18 protein-coding genes and 1 tRNA gene are annotated in these 19,419 nt (G+C 71.3%); 9 read left to right on the top strand and 10 right to left on the bottom strand.

What is annotated here, in order from left to right:
• Positions 1-12 precede the first annotated feature (12 nt).
• Positions 13-591 (bottom strand): YqaA family protein, encoded by a 579-nt coding sequence (locus PHZ_RS15720; RefSeq protein ID WP_012523381.1) that lies wholly within the window; start codon positions 589-591, stop codon positions 13-15.
• 138 nt (positions 592-729) lie between these two features.
• Between PHZ_RS15720 and hppD the strand changes: the two genes are divergently transcribed.
• From hppD to PHZ_RS15685, 7 genes are read left to right on the top strand one after another with little or no spacing between them, the layout of a single operon-like run.
• Entirely contained in the window at positions 730-1,854 is a 1,125-nt protein-coding gene (hppD, locus tag PHZ_RS15715; RefSeq protein ID WP_012523380.1) for a 4-hydroxyphenylpyruvate dioxygenase, read from the top strand.
• Entirely contained in the window at positions 1,854-2,945 is a 1,092-nt protein-coding gene (locus PHZ_RS15710) for an isoaspartyl peptidase/L-asparaginase family protein (RefSeq protein WP_148216888.1), read from the top strand. The genes hppD and PHZ_RS15710 overlap by 1 nt, the downstream gene beginning before the upstream one ends.
• Positions 2,945-4,078, top strand: coding sequence for a homogentisate 1,2-dioxygenase (locus PHZ_RS15705; protein ID WP_012523378.1), 1,134 nt, complete (start codon positions 2,945-2,947; stop codon positions 4,076-4,078). The genes PHZ_RS15710 and PHZ_RS15705 overlap by 1 nt, the downstream gene beginning before the upstream one ends.
• A complete protein-coding gene (locus PHZ_RS15700; RefSeq protein WP_041373612.1) occupies positions 4,075-4,446 on the top strand; it encodes a cupin domain-containing protein in 372 nt (123 codons plus the stop codon). Before PHZ_RS15705 ends, PHZ_RS15700 begins: the two co-directional genes overlap by 4 nt.
• A gap of 2 nt (positions 4,447-4,448) precedes the next feature.
• A complete protein-coding gene (locus PHZ_RS15695) occupies positions 4,449-4,733 on the top strand; it encodes a hypothetical protein (RefSeq protein WP_012523376.1) in 285 nt (94 codons plus the stop codon).
• Between the two features lies 1 nt (position 4,734).
• A complete protein-coding gene (locus PHZ_RS15690) occupies positions 4,735-5,739 on the top strand; it encodes a fumarylacetoacetate hydrolase family protein (RefSeq protein ID WP_012523375.1) in 1,005 nt (334 codons plus the stop codon).
• Positions 5,736-6,257 (top strand): MarR family winged helix-turn-helix transcriptional regulator, encoded by a 522-nt coding sequence (locus PHZ_RS15685; RefSeq protein WP_012523374.1) that lies wholly within the window; start codon positions 5,736-5,738, stop codon positions 6,255-6,257. Before PHZ_RS15690 ends, PHZ_RS15685 begins: the two co-directional genes overlap by 4 nt.
• 95 nt (positions 6,258-6,352) lie before the next feature.
• Here the strand turns inward: PHZ_RS15685 and PHZ_RS15680 are convergent, their stop codons facing one another.
• The 3 genes from PHZ_RS15680 to PHZ_RS15670 all read right to left on the bottom strand — a co-directional run bounded on the left by PHZ_RS15680 (position 6,353) and on the right by PHZ_RS15670 (position 8,994).
• A complete protein-coding gene (locus PHZ_RS15680) occupies positions 6,353-6,673 on the bottom strand; it encodes a hypothetical protein (RefSeq protein WP_041373611.1) in 321 nt (106 codons plus the stop codon).
• 108 nt (positions 6,674-6,781) lie between these two features.
• A complete protein-coding gene (gene feoB, locus PHZ_RS15675; RefSeq protein ID WP_041373610.1) occupies positions 6,782-8,656 on the bottom strand; it encodes a ferrous iron transport protein B in 1,875 nt (624 codons plus the stop codon).
• Positions 8,653-8,994, bottom strand: coding sequence for a FeoA family protein (locus tag PHZ_RS15670; protein ID WP_012523372.1), 342 nt, complete (start codon positions 8,992-8,994; stop codon positions 8,653-8,655). The genes feoB and PHZ_RS15670 overlap by 4 nt, the downstream gene beginning before the upstream one ends.
• Before the next feature lie 142 nt (positions 8,995-9,136).
• Here PHZ_RS15670 and PHZ_RS15665 point away from each other — a divergent pair.
• Positions 9,137-9,221, top strand: a tRNA-Leu gene (locus PHZ_RS15665).
• Between the two features lie 44 nt (positions 9,222-9,265).
• Here PHZ_RS15665 and acs read toward each other — a convergent pair.
• Complete coding sequence (gene acs, locus PHZ_RS15660) at positions 9,266-11,212, bottom strand: acetate--CoA ligase (protein WP_012523371.1); 1,947 nt, start codon at positions 11,210-11,212, stop codon at positions 9,266-9,268.
• 14 nt (positions 11,213-11,226) lie between these two features.
• Positions 11,227-12,570: a DcaP family trimeric outer membrane transporter gene (locus tag PHZ_RS15655; RefSeq protein WP_012523370.1), complete on the bottom strand. Its 1,344-nt coding sequence runs from the start codon at positions 12,568-12,570 to the stop codon at positions 11,227-11,229.
• Between the two features lie 170 nt (positions 12,571-12,740).
• On the opposite strand from PHZ_RS15655, the gene PHZ_RS15650 reads away from it, so the two are divergent.
• Positions 12,741-13,388 carry a response regulator gene (locus PHZ_RS15650; protein ID WP_012523369.1) on the top strand — a complete coding sequence of 216 codons (648 nt, stop codon included), beginning with the start codon at positions 12,741-12,743 and terminating at the stop codon, positions 13,386-13,388.
• Between the two features lie 15 nt (positions 13,389-13,403).
• Here PHZ_RS15650 and PHZ_RS15645 read toward each other — a convergent pair whose 3' ends face one another.
• The 4 genes from PHZ_RS15645 to PHZ_RS15630 form a co-directional block, all read right to left on the bottom strand.
• Positions 13,404-16,790, bottom strand: a complete 3,387-nt coding sequence (locus PHZ_RS15645; RefSeq protein WP_148216886.1) for a hybrid sensor histidine kinase/response regulator — start codon at positions 16,788-16,790, stop codon at positions 13,404-13,406.
• A gap of 136 nt (positions 16,791-16,926) precedes the next feature.
• Positions 16,927-18,600, bottom strand: coding sequence for an MFS transporter (locus PHZ_RS15640; RefSeq protein ID WP_012523367.1), 1,674 nt, complete (start codon positions 18,598-18,600; stop codon positions 16,927-16,929).
• A 179-nt stretch (positions 18,601-18,779) separates the two neighbouring features.
• A complete protein-coding gene (locus tag PHZ_RS15635) occupies positions 18,780-19,091 on the bottom strand; it encodes a hypothetical protein (protein WP_012523366.1) in 312 nt (103 codons plus the stop codon).
• A complete protein-coding gene (locus PHZ_RS15630) occupies positions 19,084-19,392 on the bottom strand; it encodes a hypothetical protein (RefSeq protein ID WP_041373609.1) in 309 nt (102 codons plus the stop codon). Before PHZ_RS15630 ends, PHZ_RS15635 begins: the two co-directional genes overlap by 8 nt.
• Between the last annotated feature and the right edge of the window lie 27 nt (positions 19,393-19,419).

Raw genomic sequence — 19,419 nt, 5'->3', positions numbered from 1 at the left:
CCAAACAGGGCCTCACATGAAGACCTTCAGCGCCACGAAGCCGCCGACGATCAGCAGGAGCAGGATGATGGAATAGAGATTCAGCCGCCGCTCGAACTCCTGGAGCATGGCCGGGCCCAGGTACTTGAGCACCGCCGCCACGGCGAAGAACCGCAGGCCCCGGGTCAGGACCGAGGCCCAGATGAACGTGAAGAGGTCGAAGCGGGCGAAGCCCGCGGTGATGGTGACGAGCTTGTAGGGGATGGGCGTGGCGCCCTTCACCAGGATCACCCACAGGCCCCACTGGTCGAACCAGTGCTGGAACTCGGCCTGGCCCTCGGGGTGGCCGAACACCTTCAGGATGAACAGGCCCACCGGCTGCAGGTAGACGCCGATGGCGTAGCCCAAGAGCCCGCCCAGCACCGAGGCGATGGTGCAGATGCCGGCGTAGACGAACGCCTTGTCGCGCCGGGCCAGCACCATCGGCCCCAGCATCACGTCCGGCGGGATCGGGAAGAACGAGCTTTCGGCGAAGGAGACGGCGGCCAGGGCGGCGGGCGCGCGGCGGGAGCGGGCGAGCGCCATCACCCAGTCGTAGAGTTTGCGGAACATGCGCGATCCAGGCGGGGATTCGGACGTTCTCGCTAGCAGGCGGCCGGGCGCTTGTCTCGGCCCGTCGTCGAACGCCCTTCGCCGGGTGCTGGCGCGAACTGGTTTCACTTGATACTAGTTCGCCCAAGGAGATTGGCCATGAACATCCAGACGAAGCCCCCGGGGCAGAGCGCCGGACCGAGCGCCTCGCGCGACCTCTTCGAAAATCCCCTCGGCACCGACGGATTCGAGTTCGTCGAGTTCACCTCGCCCGAGCCCGAGCGGCTGAAGACCCTGTTCGAGCTGATGGGCTTCACGGCGGTGTCCAAGCACCGCTCGAAGAACGTGCTGCGCTTCCGCCAGGGCGACATCAACTTCATCCTGAACATGGAGCCCGAAGGCCAGGCCGCCGAGTTCCGCGCCGCCCACGGGCCCTCCGCCAACGCCATGGCCTTCCGCGTGCGCGACGCCGCCAAGGCCTTCCAGATGGCTCTCGAGCGGGGCGCCAAGCCCGTGCAGGGCCCGGTCGGCCCGATGGAGCTGAACATCCCCGCCATCGAGGGGATCGGCGGCTCGAACCTCTATCTGGTGGACCGCTACGGCGCGCAGGAGATCTACGACGTCGACTTCGTGGCGATCCCGGGCGCCGAGGAGGCGATGTCGCGCAACAGCGTCGGCCTGACCTACCTCGACCACCTGACCCACAACGTCCACCGCGGCCAGATGGCCAAGTGGGCGGACTTCTACGAGCGCATCTTCAACTTCCGCGAGATCCGCTACTTCGACATCGAGGGCAAGCAGACCGCCCTGGTCTCCAAGGCCATGACCAGCCCGTGCGGCAAGATCCGCATTCCGCTCAACGAGAGCCAGGACGAGCACTCGCAGATCGAGGAGTTCCTGAAGGACTACAAGGGCGAGGGCATCCAGCACGTGGCGCTGGGGACCGACGATATCTACCACGCGGTCGAGACCATGCGGGACCGCGGCGTCCGCTTCCAGGACACCATCGACACCTACTTCGAGGGCATCGACGCGCGCATCCCCGGCCACGGCGAGGACGTCCAGCGCCTGCAGGCCGACAAGATCCTCATCGACGGCGCCCCGACCGAGGGCCAGGGCCTGCTGCTGCAGATCTTCACCGAGAACATGATCGGCCCGATCTTCTTCGAGCTGATCCAGCGCAAGGGCAACGAAGGTTTCGGCGAAGGCAACTTCAAGGCCTTGTTCGAAAGCATCGAACTCGATCAGATCAGGCGAGGGGTGTTGCCCGACAAGGAGTCCTGATGCGCGCGTTCGGTGTCGTTGCGGCGGTTGTGATGGTGATGATGGCGGGCGCGTCCCAGGCCCAAACCCAGTCGAAGCCCAAGTGGGCGCTGGTGGTGCACGGCGGCGCCGGCGTCATCGAGCGGAAGGACCTGACGCCCGAGCAGGACAAGGCCTATCGCGCGGCGATGACCAAGGTCGCGCAGACCGGCGCGGCGGTCCTGGAGAAGGGCGGCTCGGCGCTGGACGCCATCGAGGCGGCCATCCACCTCCTGGAGGACGACCCGCTGTTCAACGCCGGCAAGGGCGCGGTCTTCACCGCCGAGGGCCGCAACGAGCTGGACAGCTCGGTGATGGACGGCAAGACGCTGAAGGCCGGGGCGGTGGCGGGCGTCACGACCGTCCGCCATCCGATCTCGCTGGCCCGGGCGGTGATGGAGAAGTCGCCGCACGTCATGCTGATCGGCGAGGGCGCAGAGACCTTCGCCCGCACCCAGCAGCTGGAGATGGTCGAGCCCTCCTTCTTCTTCACCGAGCGGCGCTGGCAGGGCCTGGAGAAGGCGCTGAAGGCGCAGGGCCTGCCCGTGCCCGCCCGCCCGGCCGGCGCGCCGCAGGCCGCGGCCGGCGCCGATGACCTCGCGCACGACGAGGACGGCGGCCGCAACGCCGCCCTGATGGACCTGGGCAAGAAGTTCGGAACCGTCGGCGTCGTCGCCCTGGACTCCCGGGGGAACGTGGCGGCCGGCACCTCCACCGGCGGCACCACGGCCAAGCGCTGGGGCCGGGTGGGGGACGCCCCGATCATCGGCGCCGGCACCTACGCCTCGAACGAGTCCTGCGCGGTCTCGGCGACGGGCACGGGCGAGTACTTCATCCGCCTGACGGTGGCGCGCGAGGTCTGCGCCCTGGTCGAGCACAAGGGCCTGTCGCTGCAGGCCGCCGCCGACGAGGTGATCCAGAAGAAGCTGACCGCCCTGGGCGGCGACGGCGGGATCATCGCCGTGGCCCCGGACGGCCAGATGGCCTGGAGCTTCAACACCTCGGGCATGTACCGGGCCCGCGTGGCCGACGGCCAGCCGCTGCAGGTGGGCATCTACAAGGACGATCCGTGATGGCGAAGGGCGACTGGATCCCGGTTCGGGCCGCCGAGGGCGTCCACTCCAAGCAGGCGCACGCCGACCTGCCCGAGGGCACCTACGAGCGCGAGATCTCGAAGGAGGGGTTCTTCGGCCCGGCCGCCTTCCTGCACCACCGCAACCCGCCGACCGGCTGGGTGAAGTTCGAGGGGCCGCTGCGCCCCCGGGCCTTCGACCTCGTCCGGCTGAACGCGGCCGAGCCCTCGCCGTGGGCGGCGGGCGTGGTGCTGCACAACGGCGCCTGCGAGGTGCGGTTCTGGAAGCTGGACGCGCCGATGCCGGCCCTGGCCCGCAACGCCGACGGCGACCAGCTTCTGTTCGTCCATGAGGGCGAGGGCGAGCTCTTCTGCGACTACGGCCGCCTGCGCTTCCGCGCCGGCGACTACCTCTACCTGCCGCGCGGGACCATGTGGCGGCTGAACCCGGCGACGCCGCTGGCCGTGCTGATGGTCCAGGCCACCAACACCCACTTCCGCCTGCCCGAACGGGGCCTCCTGGGCGGGCACGCCCAGTTCGACCCGGCGCTGCTGGAGACGCCGGCTCTCGACGCCGCCTTCAAGGACCACCAGAACGTGGCCGGCGAATACCGGGTGGAGATCAAGAAGCGCGGCCAGGTCTCAGTCGTCACCTATCCGTTCAACCCGCTGGACGCGGTGGGCTGGCACGGGGATCTGGCGCCGGTGCGGCTGAACGTGCGCGACATCCGGCCGATCATGAGCCACCGCTACCACGTGCCGCCGTCGGCCCACACGACCTTCGTCTCGGACCGCTTCGTGGTCTGCACCTTCGCCCCGCGGCCCTTCGAGAGCGACCCCGGGGCGCTGAAGGTGCCGTTCTTCCACAACAACGACGACTACGACGAGGTGCTGTTCTACCACGCCGGGGACTTCTTCAGCCGCGACCACATCGAGGCCGGGATGATGACCTTCCACCCGTCGGGCTTCACCCACGGGCCGCACCCGAAGGCGCTCAAGAACATGCTGGTGCAGCCCAAGCCCGCCACCGACGAGTACGCGGTGATGATCGACACCCGCGATCCGCTGGACGTGGGCGAGGCGGCCGCCTCGGTGGAGAATCCCGCCTACGTGGACAGCTGGAAGAGCCCATGAGCGCGCCGCAGGCCATCGACATCGCCGCCAAGTTCGCCGCCTTCGACGACCACTGGCGGCCCAGGATCGCCGCCCAGGCCAACGGCCAGGACATCCGGCTGGTGAAGACCAAGGGCGTCTTTCCCTGGCACAGCCATCCGGACGCCGAGGAGGTGTTCCTGGTCTTCAAGGGCCGCTTCCGGGTCGAGTACCGCGACCGCGCCGTGGAACTGGGGCCGGGCCAGATGACGGTCGTCCCGCGGGGTGTGGAGCACCGCACCGCCTCAGACGAGGAGGCCGAGGTGATGATCTTCGAGCCGTCCGAGGTCGTGAACACGGGCGACGCCGAGGCGTCGGCCTTCACGGCGCCGGCCGGCGTGCGCGTCTGACCGTGACGCGCGGCGAGGACCTGACGGCGGCGGCCCGCGACGAGCTGGACCGCGCCTGCACCCTCGCCTGGGGACAGATCGCCCGCCACACGCCCTGGGGCGACACGTTCGAGGGCTTCACCCCCGATGGCCGCGAGGTCTGCTTCGAGCGGGCCTACCTGTGGGACGGCGAACCCGGCTCTGACATCCGGGTCGAGGTGACCGTCTACGAGCCGCAGGCGTACGAGGCCGGCGTGAAGCTGACCGGCGCGATCCCGCGCGATCCTTTCGACATCCGGAGTGTGTAGAATGAAGCTCGCCTCGCTGAAGGGCGGCCGCGACGGCCGGCTGGTGGTCGTCTCCAACGACCTGGCCTGGTTCACCCCCGCCGACCGGATCGCTCCGACCCTGCAGGCGGCGCTGGACGACTGGGAACGCTGCGAGCCCGAGCTGCGGGGCCTGGCCGAAAGCCTGGAGCATGGGTCGGTCCCGCGCGAGCGCTTCCACGAGCACGACGCGGCCAGCCCCCTGCCGCGCGCCTACCAGTGGGCCGACGGCTCGGCCTATGTGAACCACGTGGCCCTGGTGCGGCAGGCCCGCGGGGCCGAGATGCCCGAGAGCTTCTGGACCGATCCCCTGATGTACCAGGGCGGCTCGGACGGGTTCCTGGGCCCGCGCGATCCGATCCCGCTGCGGGACGAGGCCTGGGGCTGCGACCTCGAGGCCGAGGTGGCGGTGGTCACCGGCGACGTGCCGATGGGGGCGAGCCGGGAGGAGGCCCTGGCGGCCATCCGCCTCGTGATGCTGTGCAACGACGTCAGCCTGCGCAACCTGATCCCCGCCGAGCTGGCCAAGGGCTTCGGCTTCTTCCAGTCCAAGCCCGCGTCCGCCTTCTCGCCCGTGGCGGTGACCCCCGACTCGCTGCCGAACTGGCGGGACGGCAAGCTGCACGGGGCGCTGGAGGTGGAGCTGAACGGCAAGCCGCTGGGCTGCGCCGACGCGGGCGTCGACATGACCTTCGACTTCGGGACCCTCGTGGCCCACGCCGCCAGGACCCGCAGCCTCTGCGCCGGCACGATCATCGGCTCGGGCACGGTCTCGAACCGCGGCCCCGACGGCGGCCCCGGCAAGCCGATCATGGACGGCGGGGTGGGCTATTCGTGCCTGGCCGAGGTGCGGACGATCGAGACGATCCGCGACGGCAAGCCCTCGACCCCGTTCCTGAAGGCGGGCGACATGGTCCGCATCGAGATGGTGGATTCCCGGCGGCACAGCATCTTCGGCGCCATCGAACAGGAGGTCGCCACGGCATGAGCGTTCACCGCCAGGATCCCGCCGGCCGGGCCGGTGAGGACGCCGGGAACGACACGGGGCTGAAGCTGGACGCCTACCTGCCGTACCGGCTGTCGGTGGCGTCGAACGCGGTGTCGGGGCTGATCGCGCGGGCCTACCAAGACCGGTTCGGCCTGACGATCCCGCAGTGGCGGCTGGTCTGCGTGCTGGCCGAGGACGGGGGCCTGACCCAGGGCCAGATCGTCGCCCGCACGGTGATGGACAAGGTGACGGTGAGCCGGGCGGCCCAGGGGCTGGTCAAGCGCCGGCTGGTCGGCCGGGCCGAGCACCACGCCGATGGGCGCAGCCACGTGCTGGACCTGACCGCCGAAGGCCGGCGGCTCTACGCCGAGATCGCGCCGCTGGCGCTGGCCTACGAGGCGGCGCTGATCGCCGGGCTCGCACCCGACGAGGTCGCGCTGCTGAAGCGGCTGCTCGCGCGGCTGCAGACCGCCGCGGGCGCGCTGGCCGGCGACGCGGTCGCAGGTCCGCCGGCGTAGGCGCGCAGATCGGCGACGGAGAGGGCCGGTCCCCGGCTCTCCTCAGGCTTGAACCCAAGCCCTCTCCGGGCCGGCCCGGCAGGCGATGCGCCGGCCTAGTGGACCATGGCCTCGGTGCGGACGCCCCACCGATGGGAGCCTTCGCCGAACGGAAGGTGGAAGCCGAACGCGGCCCGCTTCCGCTCGTCGCGCCAGTACTCCTCGAAGGAGATGATGAGCGCGGATTGCAGCTCCTCGGGGATTTGACGGACATCGTGGCCCAGGCTGCGGGCCACTTGCTCGATCACCAGCGTCCGGTGCGCTTCGCCGCCGAACGACAGGAGGACCTCACGGACGCGCTTCGCCAGGGTTTCCTTCCTGGCGAACGGCTTTTTGCCGTTGCTGACGTCGTGGGTGCTTTCAGGCGTCTTCTGCATGACGCTCGCACGCTGACACGCACTCGTTTATCGGCCGGTTAAACGGCACGGCGAACAGATGGTTAATTTCGCGCGGGGGTTGCGGCCCTCGCGCACCCCCTGAAAGGCCTAGCCGGCGCCCAGCGCCACCGCCACGTGATAGACGACGAGCGAGGCCAGATAGGCCAGGGCGACCATGTAGGCGAACATCACGCCCATCCAGGTCCAGGAGTTGGTCTCGCGCTTCACGACGCCCAGGGTCGCCACGCACTGGGGCGCGAAGACGTACCAGGCCAGGAACGACAGGCCGGTGGCCAGCGACCAGTGCTCGGCCAGCCGCGCGCCCAGGGCGCCGACGTTCGCCTCGGCGTCGCCCACGGCGTAGACCGTGCCGAGGGCCGCCACCGCCACCTCGCGGGCCGCGAAGCCGGGGATCAGGGCCACGACCATCTGCCAGTTGAAGCCGATCGGCGCGAACAGCGGCTGGATCGCCTGGCCGATCATCCCGGCGAAGCTGTAGTCGATGGCCGGCAGCGCGGCGTTCGGCGGCGGCGACGGGAAGGTCGACAGGAACCACACCAGCACCATCAGCGGCAGGATGATCCGGCCCGCGCGGCTGAGGAAGATCTGCGCCCGCAGCAGCAGGTTGCGCGCGACGCTCTCGGCCGAGGGCAGCTTGTAGGTGGGCAGCTCCATCAGGAACGGCTCGACCGCCCCGCGCCAGAACACCCGGCGGATCACGAACGAGACGAGCAACGCGCTGGCGATGCCGGCGGCGTAGAGGCCGAACATCACCAGGCCCTGCAGGTTCAGGCCGGGGCCGACCGTCCGGTCGGGGATGAAGGCGCCGATGATCAGGGTGTAGACGGGAATCCGCGCCGAGCAGGTCATCAGCGGGGCCACGAGGATGGTGGTCAGCCGGTCGCGCTTCTGGTCGATGACGCGGGCGGCCATGATCCCCGGGATCGCGCAGGCGAACGCCGACAGCAGCGGGATGAAGGCGCGGCCGTGCAGGCCGGCGCCGCCCATGATCCGGTCCATCAGGAAGGCGGCCCGGGCCATGTACCCGAAGTCTTCCAGCAGGATGATGAAGAAGAACAGGATCAGGATCTGGGGGAGGAAGACGATCACGCTGCCGACGCCGGCGATCAGGCCGTCGACGAGGAAGCTCTGCAGCAGCCCGTCGGGCAGCACGGCGGCGAGGCCCTCGCCCAGGGCGGCGAAGCCGGCCTCGATGAGGTCCTGCGGCGGCCCGGCCCAGCTGAACACCGCCTGGAACATGACGAACAGCAGGGCCAGCAGGATGGCCAGGCCCGCCACGGGATGCAGCAGCACCGCGTCGATGCGCCCGGTCAGGGTGTCGGGCCGCTCGGGCGGGCGGACGTAGGTCTTCAGGATCCGCTGGGCCTCGCGGTGGGCGGCGCGGATCTCGGCGGCGGTCGGCTCGCGCCAGACGTTGGCGTGAGGGACGGCCCCCTCTCCGATCAGCGCCTCGGTCCGGGCCACGAGGTCGTCGATCCCGCGCTTGCGGGTGGCGACCGTGGTGACGATCGGGCAGTCCAGCTCGCGGCGCAGGCCGTCCAGGTCGATGCGCAGGCCCTGGCGCTGGGCGATGTCGTACATGTTGAGCGCCAGCACCATCGGCCGGCCGACGGCCTTCAGCTCCAGGATCAGGCGCAGGACGAGGCGCAGGTTGGTGGCGTCGGCCACGGCCACGACCACGTCGGGCGCCTGCTCGCCGGCCAGCTTGCCCAGCACGGCGTCGCGGGTGACCGCCTCGTCGGGGCTGCGGGCGCGCAGGGAGTAGGTGCCCGGCAGGTCCAGGATCGACAGTTTGCGGCCGTGGGCGGTGGTGACGAAGCCCTCCTTCCGCTCGACCGTGACGCCGGCGTAGTTGGCCACCTTCTGGTGGTTGCCGGTGAGGGCGTTGAAGAGGGCCGTCTTGCCGGTGTTGGGATTGCCGACCAGGGCGATACGCGCCGGACGGAGCACGGTGTCGCTCATTCCGGCCGCGCGTCCAGCCGCACCCACACGTCCTCGGCGTCGCGCCGGCGCAGCGCCACGCGCATGTCGTCCAGCCGCACGGCGATCGGGTCGCGCCCGACGAGGCCCTCGTGCAGCACCTCGATGCGCGCGCCCTCGACGAAGCCGAACTCCAGCAGGCGGCGCTGCAGCTCGTCGATGCCCACGCCGTGGTCGGCGGGATGGCTCTCGGCGCGGACGTCGGCGATCACCCCGGCGTCGCCCGGCCGGGCGGCCGACAGCCTCAGGAGCCGGCCCTCGGCGGGCGCCGCCTGCGCGGCGCGTCCCTCGGACGTCCTTTCGACGGCCATGTCGTACATCGGCGATCCGTCCCGACCTGCGGAATTGAGAACGATTATCAGTTAGAGCCTGGCGGCCCCGGCTGCAAGGCTTCGTGTCGCCGCAGGGCGCGAAACCCTTCCTTGGCGAACCCGCCGGACCCCGGCTAGATAGCCGCCGCACGCGGGCGTGGCGAAACTGGTAGACGCACGGCACTCAAAATGCCGCGACTTCGGTCATGTCGGTTCGATTCCGACCGCCCGCACCACCTCTCCCCAAACGGATCGGAGCCTCAGGGGCCCTAAGGGCGCCTCAGGCGGGCTCGAGGCGCTTGCGTGCGACGAGGTCGTCCACCACCCCCGGATCGGCCAGGGTCGAGGTGTCGCCGAGGTTGGCGGTGTCGCCCTCGGCGATCTTGCGCAGGATGCGGCGCATGATCTTGCCCGAGCGGGTCTTGGGCAGGCCGGGGGCCCACTGGATCACGTCGGGCGTGGCGATGGGACCGATCTCGCGCCGCACCCAGTCCACCAGCGCCTTCTCCAGCGCCGGGCCGGGCTGCTCGCCGGCCTTGAGGGTGACGTAGCAGTAGATCCCCTGACCCTTCACCTCGTGCGGGAAGCCGACCACCGCGGCCTCGGCCACCTTCGGATGGGCGACGAGGGCGCTCTCCACCTCGGCCGTGCCCAGCCGGTGGCCCGAGACGTTCAGCACGTCGTCCACCCGGCCGGTGATCCAGTAGTCCCCGTCGGCGTCGCGGCGGCAGCCGTCGCCGGTGAAGTACTTCCCCGGATAGGTGGAGAAATAGGTCTGCAGGAAGCGCTCGTGGTCGTTCCAGACCGTGCGCATCTGGCCTGGCCAGCTGTCGGTCAGGCACAGGTTGCCCTCGCCCGCGCCCTCGAGCGGCCGTCCGTCGGCGTCCACCAGGGCCAGCTTCACGCCGGGCAGCGGCCGGGTGGCCGAGCCGGGCTTCAGCGTCGTGGCGCCGGGCAGGGGCGAGATCAGGATTCCGCCGGTCTCGGTCTGCCACCAGGTGTCGACGATCGGGCAGCGGTGCTCGCCCACCACGCGATGGTACCAGAGCCAGGCCTCGGGGTTGATCGGCTCGCCCACCGAGCCCAGCAGGCGCAGCGACCTGCGGGACGTGCGGGCCACCGGCGCCTCGCCCTCGCGCATCAGGGCGCGGATGGCGGTCGGGGCGGTGTAGAAGATCTCGACCTGGTGCTTGTCGATCACCTGCCAGCAGCGGCTGAGCGAGGGATAGTTCGGCACGCCCTCGAACATCAGGGTCGTGGCCCCGTTCGCGAGGGGGCCGTAGACGATGTAGCTGTGGCCGGTCACCCAGCCCACGTCCGCGGTGCACCAGTAGACCTGGCCCGGGCGGTAGTCGAAGACCGCCTCGTGGGTCCAGGCAGCCCAGGCGAGATAGCCGCCGGTGGTGTGCAGCACGCCCTTGGGACGGCCCGTCGAGCCCGAGGTGTAGAGGATGAACAGGGGATCCTCGGCGCCCATCGCCTCGGCGGGGCAGTCGTCGGCGACCTCGGCGGCCTCGGCCTCGTAGACGAAGTCGCGGCCGGCTTTCAGCGAGGTGGCGACGCCGGTGCGGGTGACGACCAGCACGGTCTCGACCCCGGGCGCATGCTCCAGCGCCTCGTCCACATTCGCCTTCAGCGGGACGCGCTTGCCGCCGCGAACGCCTTCGTCGGCGGTGATGACGAGGCGGGAGTCGCAGTCGTTGATCCGTCCCGCCAGGCTGTCGGGCGAGAAGCCCGCGAAGACGACCGAGTGGATCGCGCCGATCCGGGCGCAGGCCAGCATGGCGTAGGCCGCCTCCGGGATCATCGGCAGGTAGATCGTCACCCGGTCGCCCCGGCGGACGCCCCTCCGCTTGAGGACGTTGGCCATCCGGCACACCTGGCGGTGCAGCTCGCGGTAGGTGATGCGGCGGCTCGCGGCGGGATCGTCCCCCTCCCAGATGATCGCCGTCTGGTCGCCGCGCGCCGCCAGGTGCCGGTCGATGCAGTTGACCGACGCGTTGAGCCGCCCGTCCTCGAACCAGCGGATGCGGAAGTCCGTAAGGTCGAAGCTGACGTCCTTCACCTTGGTGAAGGGCGTCTCCCAGTCGAGCCGCCCGGCCACCTCGCGCCAGAAGGCGTCGGGGTCGCGGGCCTCCAGGGCCACGAGGTCCTCGTATCGCCGCCGGTCCACCAGGGCGTCGCGGGCCCAGGCGGCGGGAGGCGGGAAGGACTGGTCGTGGCTCATGGGAAACTCCGGACTCAGAAGCTGTACTTGGCGAAGGCCTGGATGCGGTTGAGGTCGCCCTTGGCGCCGGACTCCAGCTCGCGCCGGGCCCGCATGATCTCGGCGCCGACGTCCAGGCCCTTGAGCGGAGTCCAGATCAGGTTGAGGTGGACGCTCTGCGAGCTCTCGTTGACCCCCGCGCCCGTGAGGGCGGTGTCGTTGTCGATCTGCTGGAGACCGTACATCAGGTTCGAGCGCAGGCCGTCGGCCCACACGTGGCGGAAGGCGGCGAAGCCGGCGGTGACCGGGATGGCCTTCAGGTTCCCGCCGGCGTCGATCACCGCGTCGTTGGCGAGGTTCAGGCCCACGTAGCGCCCGATCCCCTCGCCGTGGGTGACCATGAAGCGCAGGTCGTCGCGCGAGCCGACCTTCACCTTGCCCGAGAAGGAGACGCCCCAGCCGGTCGCGCTGTCGTCGATGGCCCCCTCCTCCAGGGACAGCTGGCGGACCAGCCCGGCCAGGGCGAAGTCGCCGAACGGCCGCCTGAGCTCGAGTTTGGCGGCGATGTCCGGCATGACGGAGTCGTCGGCCAGGATCCGAGCGCCTCCGCGGAAGGGGGTGACGGTGGTCTCGGGGTTCTCCAGCGCGATCGAGAACGGACCGTTGGTGTAGCGGACCTGGGCCTGGCGCACGAAGACCGTGCCCGCCGTGGGGCCGATGTAGTCGGCGGTCTCGGGCAGGACGCCGACGTTCTGGAAGGTCGACCACTCCTGGCCGATCAGCCAGTTGTCGACGGTGATGTAGGCCCGGCGCAGCGACAGGTTCGAGGGGCTGGTGGTCCGCTGGTCGCCCGCCCCCGGCAGGGTCTGGAAGTCCATCTCCACGCGGGTGCCCACCTTGCGGCCGGCGACGACGCCGTCGGTGGTCAGCCAGACGCGGGTCTGGCGGGCGTTGAAGTGGGTGTCCTGGTCGCCCTGTCCGCCGATCGGGATGGTGGCCGGCAGGATGAAGTCGCGGCCGAGGTCGCTGTTCGGCAGGTCGCCGTCCTCGTACTGCGTCGCCATGGCGTCGAGCTTCAGGAAGCCGCCGTACTTCACCACGTGGTCGCCGATGCGGAAGCCGTCGGCCGGCTTGCCCGGGGCGGCGACGGGGGTGGGCTGGGGCTGCGGGATCTGCGCCACCGGCGGCGGGGCGGCCGCCGCGGCGGCGCGCGAGGCGGCCAGCTCGGCCTTCACGGCGGCCAGGGCCTCCTCCAGCTGGCGGACCCGGGCTTCGAGCGCAGCGCCATCCTGGGCCTGGGCGAAGGCGGCTTGCGGGGCCATGGCCAGGGCCAGGGCCAGGGCCGCTGCAGCGGCCCCGCACAGCAGTTGAAGACGCATGCGTTTCCCCCTCGTGTGATTTGAGGGAGATCACGGGGCGCCCAAGGCGGCGGCGCTATTAGCCGTTGGTCGAGATTAGACGAAAGTCTAGGGCGGCCGGATATCGACCGGGGCGGCAGGGCGGCGCAATCTATGGGCGAGGCCGCCGCAGTGCGGCCCGGGAGGAAGCGATGACCGGCGTCCTGCTCGTGGACGACCATCCTCTGTTCCGGACCGCCCTCAGCACCGCCGTGCGGCGCGTGCGCCCCGACGCGCGGATCGTCGAGGCCCCGACCCTGGCCGACGCCGCGGCGCGGCTGCGGGACGACCCCGGGATCTCCCTCGTGCTGCTGGACCTGCGGATGCCCGACTGCGAGGGCTTCACGGGCCTGCTGACCCTGCGCGCCGAGCATCCCGCCGTGCCCGTGGTGGTGGTCTCGGCCAGCGAGGACGGCGAGACGGTGCGGCGGGCGCTGTCGTTCGGCGCCTCGGGCTTCATCCCCAAGTCGGCCTCGCTGGAGACCATGAGCGAGGCTCTGGAGACGGTGCTGGCGGGCGAGGTCTGGGCGCCGCCGGTCTGCACGCCCGACAACGACGACGGGACGAGCGAGCGGGACGGGGCGAGCGAGCGGATCGCCTCGCTGACGCCGGCCCAGCTGCGCATCCTGGTGGGCCTGCGCCGGGGGCGGCTGAACAAGCAGATCGCCTACGAGATGGGGGTCTCCGAGGCCACGGTGAAGGCGCACATGACGGCCATCTTCCGCAAGCTGGGCGTGCTGAACCGGACCCAGGCGGTGATCGCCGCCGAGGCCCTGCTGCTGGATTCCGACGCCGCCTGAGGCCCGCCCCGCGTCCTACTCCGCCGCCGCGGCCTGGCGGGCGCGCGACAGGAAGGCCTTGAGCGCGGCCGGCTGCACCGGCTTGCCGATCACCGTCACGCCCAGGCGTCGGGCGCGGCCGTGGACGGTGGTGTCGGTCTCGGCGGTCACCAGGGCGGCCCGCCCGAGCTGGGGCCCGAAGCGAGAGATCAGGTCCAGGCCCGTCTCCCCGCCGTGCAGGTGGTAGTCGACCAGGGCCGCGTCCCACAGGCCGGGAAGGGCGGCGATCTCGGCCGCCGAGGCGGCGACGTCCACCTCGGCGCCCCAGCGGCGCAGCAGGGCCTTGAGGCTGTCGAGGATGCTCTGCTCGTTGTCCACGCACAGGACCCGCAGGCCGGTCAGGGCGCCGGCGCGCGGCCGCGAGGGGGCGGGCTCGGGCAGGGCGGCCGCGCAGGTCGGCGCCGCCACCCAGAACATGCTGCCGCGGCCCACCTCGGAGCGGAACGCCACCGGATGCTCCAGCAGCTTGGCCAGCCGGTCGACGATGGCCAGGCCCAGGCCCATTCCCGGCTCCGTTTCGCCCCCCACCCGCATGAACTCGCGGAAGATGGTCGGGCGGCTGGCCTCGGGGATGCCGCGGCCGGTGTCCCAGACCTCGAATCGCAGCGTCCCGCCCTGCCGGCGGGCGCCCACCAGCACGCCGCCTCGCTCGGTGTAGCGGATGGCGTTGCTGACCAGGTTCTGCAGCAGCGAGCGCAGCAGGTCGCGGTCCGAGCGGACCCAGGCGTCGCAGGGCCGGACGATCAGGCGCAGGCCCTTCTCGGCGGCCAGCGGGGCGAACTCGCGCTCCAGGTCGCGCAGCAGGGCCGCCGCCGACACCGGCCGCAGCTCGGGCTTCACCCCGCCCGCCTCCAGCTTGGACAGGTTCAGGAGCGCCCGCAGCAGGCGGTCGGCGGTGGCGATGGCGAGGTCGGCGTCGCGGGCCAGGGCGCGGGAATCGGGATCGCCGTCCTTCAGTTCCTCGCCCAGGGCGGCGACGAACAGCCGGGCGGCGTGCAGCGGCTGCAGCAGGTCGTGGCTGGCGGCGGCCAGGAACCGGCTCTTCGAGGCGGTGGCGGCCTCGGCGCGGGCGGTGGCCTCGGCGAGCTCGCGGGTGCGCTCGGCGACGCGGGCCTCCAGCCGCTCGTTGGCCTCCTCGAGCGCCCGGGCCGCCTCCTCCAGCGAGGCCTGCCGGCGCTTGTCCTCGGTGATGTCGGTGTAGGTGGTGACATAGCCGCCGCCCGGCATGGGCGCGCCGACCGAGCGCACGATCCGGCCGTCGGGGCGCAGGCGCTCGAAGGTGTGGCGGGTGCGGCGCTTCAGGTGCTGGAGGCGGCGCTCGACATGCACCTCGATCCCGCCGGGCCCGCACTCGCCGCGCTCGGCGTTCCAGCGGATCACCTCGGCGATCGGCTTGCCGACGTGGATGAAGCCCTGGGGGAAATGGAAGAGCTTCAGGTAGGGCGCGTTCCAGGCGATCAGCCGCAGGTCGGCGTCCACCACGCTCACCGCCTGGCTCATGTTGTCGAGGGTGGCCTGCAGCAGCTCGCGGTTGAACTGGACGGCCTGGGCGGCCTCGTCCAGCAGGCGGGTGACGTCGTCGGGGCCGCGGGCGCCTTCGGACAGGGCCGCGGCGATGACCCCCCGGGCCGAGGTCGCGCCCACCGCCCCGGCGAGGCGGCGCTCGATGGCCCGGGCCACGGCGGGGGTGACGGGATCGTGGTCGCGCAGCGGCCGGCCCAGCTCGCGCGAGAGGTCGGCGAAGCTGCGGCGGGCGGCGGCCTCGCCCATGAACCGGGCCATCAGGTCGCGCAGGTCGCCGACCTGGGCGCTGAGCGCATGGCTGGGCCCTTCGGCCAGCGGCTCGGCGTCCTCGACGAAGGTGGCGGCCTGGATGCGTTCGATCAGCCGCGGCCGGGTGAGCAGCGAGACGCCGATGAACAGGCCGATGTTGAGGCTCAGGCTCCAGAGCACGCCCACCACCAGCGGATCGCCGCGGCCCATCCAGGCGGGCGGCTCGATGAAGCCGAGTTGGGGCAGGGCGATGCTGTAGATCCAGCAGGCGAAGCCGGCGGAGAGGCCGGCCAGGGCGCCGGCCGCCGTGCCGCGCTTCCACAGCACGGCGCCCACCAGCGCCGGGGCGAGTTGGGCCAGGGCCGCGAAGGCGGTCAGGCCGATGGCCGCCAGCGCCTCGGAGCGGTCCATGGCGCGGAAGTAGAGCCAGGCCAGGAACAGCACGCCGACGATCGCCACACGGCGCACGAACAGGATCAGCCGCGCGAAGTCGGCCCGCGCGCCCTCGCGCCAGCGGCGCTTGGCGGCCAGCGGCAGGATCAGCTCGTTGGAGACCATGGCCGACAGGGCGACGGTCTCCACGATCACCATGGCCGTCGCCGCCGAGAAGCCGCCCAGGAAGACGAACAGCGTCAGCGGCGCGGCCCCGAACTCCAGCGGCAGGGCCAGCACCAGCAGGTCGGGATTGGTGTAGGTCTGGGGCAGCAGGGCGCCGGCCGCCACGATCGGCACGACGGCGGCGGTGGTGAGGATCAGGTACAGGGTGAAGGTGCGCCGCGCCTCGCGCGCGTCGTCGAGGTCCGCCAGCTCGACGAAGCCCATGTGGAACTGGCGCGGCAGGCAGAACACCGCCGCCGCCGAGAGCACCGTCATCACCAGGAATCGCGCGTCGAAGGTTGGCGGGCCGTTCAGCGGCCCCAGCGCCGCGGCCGGGGAGACGTCCGAGCCCAGGATCAGCACGATGGCCAGCAGCGCTGCGGCCAGCAGGGCGGCAAGCTTGACCACCGACTCGAAGGCGATGGCGTGGACGAGGCCGCGGTTGTGCTCGGTCAGGTCGGCCCGCCGCGCGCCGAACAGGATGGCGAACCCGGCCAGGGCCACGGCGATGGCCAGCACGGTCGTCTCGGCCGGCGCGCTGTCGGCGCCGCCCTGGGTCATGGCCGCCCAGCCGGTGGCCAGGGACTTCAGCTGCAGGGCGATGTAGGGCAGCGAGCCGGCGACCGCGACGACGGCGGCCAGCCCGCCGAGCAGGCGGCTCTTGCCGTAGCGGGCGGCGATGAAGTCGGCGATCGATCCGACGTTGCCGCGCTTGGCGGCGGCCGCCACCCGCCGCCACAGGGGGAACAGCAGGGTCACGGCCAGGACGGGGCCGAGATAGATGGTCACGTACTCCCAGCCGGTGCGGGCGGCGGTGCCCACCGCGCCGAAGTAGGTCCAACTGGTGCAGTAGACGGCGAGGGAGAGGGCGTAGGTCACCGCCCGGCGGCGGACGTCGGTCTGCGCCGCGGCGTTGCGGTCGCCCCGCCAGGCGACCTGGAAAAGGGCGGCCATGTAGACGGCCACCGCCAGGATGACGAGCCAGGCGCTCACCGGCGACCTCCCTACCCGACGGGGCCGATCAGACGCCCGCCGCGGCCGTTCCGCAAGCCGACGAAGGTCGCAGAAAAGCTTGCGGGCGGCCTTTCGGCCGCCCGCGCACGCCTCAGGGGAGGTAAGACGGGCTTACTCAGGCGTGGATGTCGACGTCTTTGGTCTCCCGGATGAACAGCACGCCGATCACGAAGGTGACCGCGGCCACCACCACCGGGTACCAGAGGCCGTAGTAGATGTTGCCCGTGGCCGCGACCATGGCGAACGCCGTGGTGGGCAGGAAGCCGCCGAACCAGCCGTTGCCGATGTGGTAGGGCAGGCTCATCGAGGTGTAGCGGATCCGGGTGGGGAACAGCTCCACCAGCATGGCGGCGATCGGGCCGTAGACCATGGTCACGTAGATCACGAGCAGGGTCAGGATGCCGACCACGGCCACCTTGTTGACCTTGGCGGAGTCCGCCTTGGCCGGGTAGCCCGCGGCGCTCAGCACCGCGCCCATGTTCTTTTCCCAGGCGCCTTTCTGGGCCGCGAAATCGGCCTTGGGCAGGGCCTCGCCCCGGAACGAGGCGATGACTTCGTCGCCGACCCGCACCTGGGCGATCGAGCCGGCCGGGGCCGCCTCGTTCTGGTAGGTGACGCCGGCCTTGGCCAAGTACGACTTGGCGATGTCGCAGCTCTTGTTGAACACCGTCTTGCCGACGGGGTCGAACTGGACCGAGCAGTCGGCCGGGTCGGCGACGACCGTCACCGGGCTGGTGGCCGCGGCGCGGGCGAGGTCCGGGTTCGCGGCCCAGGTCAGCGCCTTGAACAGCGGGAAGTAGGTCAGGGCCGCGATCAGGCAGCCGGCCATGATGATCTTCTTCCGCCCGATCTTGTCGGACAGCCAGCCGAAGAAGATGAAGAACGGCGTGCCGATCAGCAGCGCCAGGGCCACTAGGGTGTTGGTCAGCGCCCCGTCGACCTTCAGCATCTTCTCGAGGAAGAACAGGGCGTAGAACTGGCCGGTGTACCAGACCACGGCCTGGCCGGCGGTCAGGCCCACCAGCGCCAGGACGACGATCTTCAGGTTCCCCCAGCGGGCGAAGCTCTCCTTGAGGGGCTGGGTGGTGCCCTTGCCCTCGGCCTTCATGCGCTGGAACGCGGGGCTCTCCTGCAGCTTCAGCCGGATCCACATCGAGACGGCCAGCAGGAAGATCGAGACCAGGAACGGCACGCGCCAGCCCCAGTCGGCGAACGCCTCCTCGCCCATGCCGGTGCGCGTGGCCAGGATGATCGCCAGGCTCATGAACAGGCCCATGGTGGCGGTCGTCTGGATCCAGCTGGTGTAGAGGCCGCGCTTGCCGTGCGGCGCGTGCTCGGCGACGTAGGTCGCGGCCCCGCCGTACTCGCCGCCGAGCGCCAGGCCCTGCAGCAGCCGCAGGCCGATCAGGATGGCGGGCGCTGCGACGCCGATCTGGGCGTACGAGGGCAAGAGGCCCACCGCGAAGGTCGACAGGCCCATCAGCAGCATGGTCACGAGGAAGGTGTTCTTGCGGCCCCACAGGTCGCCCAGACGGCCGAACACCAGCGCCCCGAAGGGCCGGACGGCGAAGCCGGCGGCGAAGGCCATCAGGGCGAAGATGTAGCCCGTGGTCTCGTTCACGCCGGAGAAGAAGTGGGTGGTGATGTAGCTGGCGAGCGATCCGTACAGATAGAAGTCGTACCACTCGAAGACCGTGCCGACGGACGAGGCGCCGATCACCAGCCGATCGTCCCGATCGACCGTGTGTTCGTCGCCGGCCGCCGACGCGGGATAGGTCGCGTTGGACATAGGCTCCTCCCAGGGCGCCGTCGCTTGCGGACGGCCGCCATGCCGACGGAGGTCCCCCCTCCGCCCTCAAAGCCGAACCCTGCACGCTTGGCCTTGCCCGTGCGAGATCGACCTTCGTCTAGAGCGCGTAGGCGAAGGCCCGAGCGGTTTCGCCGCTCGTGCGCGCTCCGACCTCCGATCTAGAGCCTGGATTCGGCGCGCCAGCCGAGACCTGCCTGGCGCACGATCGGAAAGCCCGCGAGCCGGCGGCGGATCAGCTCGGCGGCGGCGGCGTCCACCTCGGCCACCTCCAGCCGCACCGCGGCCAGGCCGTCCCTGGCGCGGTAGTCCACCTGGGCGAGCCGGGCCCCGGCGACGACGAAGGGCGTCAAAAGCTTCGCCAGGGTGTCCGGGGCGTCGGCGGCCTCGACCAGGAACAGGTGGCGGCGGGGCGTCGCGGGCGCCAGCTCGACCTCGGCCGCCGCCTGCGGCCATTTGAGCGGGTCATACATGACGGGTCTCGCGCTCGAGCTGGAGCAGCAGGCGTCCGTCGGCGTCGTAGGCGGCGACCACGACCGCGGGCGGGCCGTCGGGCCGGGCGGCGGGCAGGCCCCAGACGATCTCGTGCGTCGGCAGCGGCCGGTCCTGCGGCCAGCTCTCGGTCAGCGCCGCCTCCAGGCGCAGCAGGGGCTCGATCGAGGCCGAACCCTGGACGGTGGCCTGCAGGCGGGCGGTGGCGGCGAGCAGGTCCTCGCGGGCGAGCCGCCGGGCGAATTCGCCCACGGCGGCTGCGAGGTGGTCGGCGGAGGGCATAGGAGGTCCTTTCCTGAGGTTCGGACG

Source organism: Phenylobacterium zucineum HLK1, from assembly GCF_000017265.1.
Lineage (GTDB): Bacteria > Pseudomonadota > Alphaproteobacteria > Caulobacterales > Caulobacteraceae > Phenylobacterium > Phenylobacterium zucineum.
Note: the sequence above shows the minus strand (reverse complement) of the source record. Positions and strands in the feature narration are given on the sequence as shown.

Bases quoted from the DNA above. Each gene is read 5' to 3' on its own strand.
- feoB (WP_041373610.1), bottom strand. From the start codon at position 8,656: ATGAGCGACACCGTGCTCCGTCCGGCGCGTATCGCCCTGGTCGGCAAT.
- PHZ_RS15680 (WP_041373611.1), bottom strand. From the start codon at position 6,673: ATGCAGAAGACGCCTGAAAGCACCCACGACGTCAGCAACGGCAAAAAG.
- PHZ_RS15670 (WP_012523372.1), bottom strand. From the start codon at position 8,994: ATGTACGACATGGCCGTCGAAAGGACGTCCGAGGGACGCGCCGCGCAG.
- PHZ_RS15635 (WP_012523366.1), bottom strand. From the start codon at position 19,091: ATGTATGACCCGCTCAAATGGCCGCAGGCGGCGGCCGAGGTCGAGCTG.
- acs (WP_012523371.1), bottom strand. From the start codon at position 11,212: ATGAGCCACGACCAGTCCTTCCCGCCTCCCGCCGCCTGGGCCCGCGAC.
- PHZ_RS15690 (WP_012523375.1), top strand. From the start codon at position 4,735: ATGAAGCTCGCCTCGCTGAAGGGCGGCCGCGACGGCCGGCTGGTGGTC.
- PHZ_RS15630 (WP_041373609.1), bottom strand. From the start codon at position 19,392: ATGCCCTCCGCCGACCACCTCGCAGCCGCCGTGGGCGAATTCGCCCGG.
- PHZ_RS15700 (WP_041373612.1), top strand. From the start codon at position 4,075: ATGAGCGCGCCGCAGGCCATCGACATCGCCGCCAAGTTCGCCGCCTTC.
- PHZ_RS15650 (WP_012523369.1), top strand. From the start codon at position 12,741: ATGACCGGCGTCCTGCTCGTGGACGACCATCCTCTGTTCCGGACCGCC.
- PHZ_RS15685 (WP_012523374.1), top strand. From the start codon at position 5,736: ATGAGCGTTCACCGCCAGGATCCCGCCGGCCGGGCCGGTGAGGACGCC.
- PHZ_RS15655 (WP_012523370.1), bottom strand. From the start codon at position 12,570: ATGCGTCTTCAACTGCTGTGCGGGGCCGCTGCAGCGGCCCTGGCCCTG.
- PHZ_RS15710 (WP_148216888.1), top strand. From the start codon at position 1,854: ATGCGCGCGTTCGGTGTCGTTGCGGCGGTTGTGATGGTGATGATGGCG.
- PHZ_RS15705 (WP_012523378.1), top strand. From the start codon at position 2,945: ATGGCGAAGGGCGACTGGATCCCGGTTCGGGCCGCCGAGGGCGTCCAC.
- hppD (WP_012523380.1), top strand. From the start codon at position 730: ATGAACATCCAGACGAAGCCCCCGGGGCAGAGCGCCGGACCGAGCGCC.
- PHZ_RS15640 (WP_012523367.1), bottom strand. From the start codon at position 18,600: ATGTCCAACGCGACCTATCCCGCGTCGGCGGCCGGCGACGAACACACG.
- PHZ_RS15720 (WP_012523381.1), bottom strand. From the start codon at position 591: ATGTTCCGCAAACTCTACGACTGGGTGATGGCGCTCGCCCGCTCCCGC.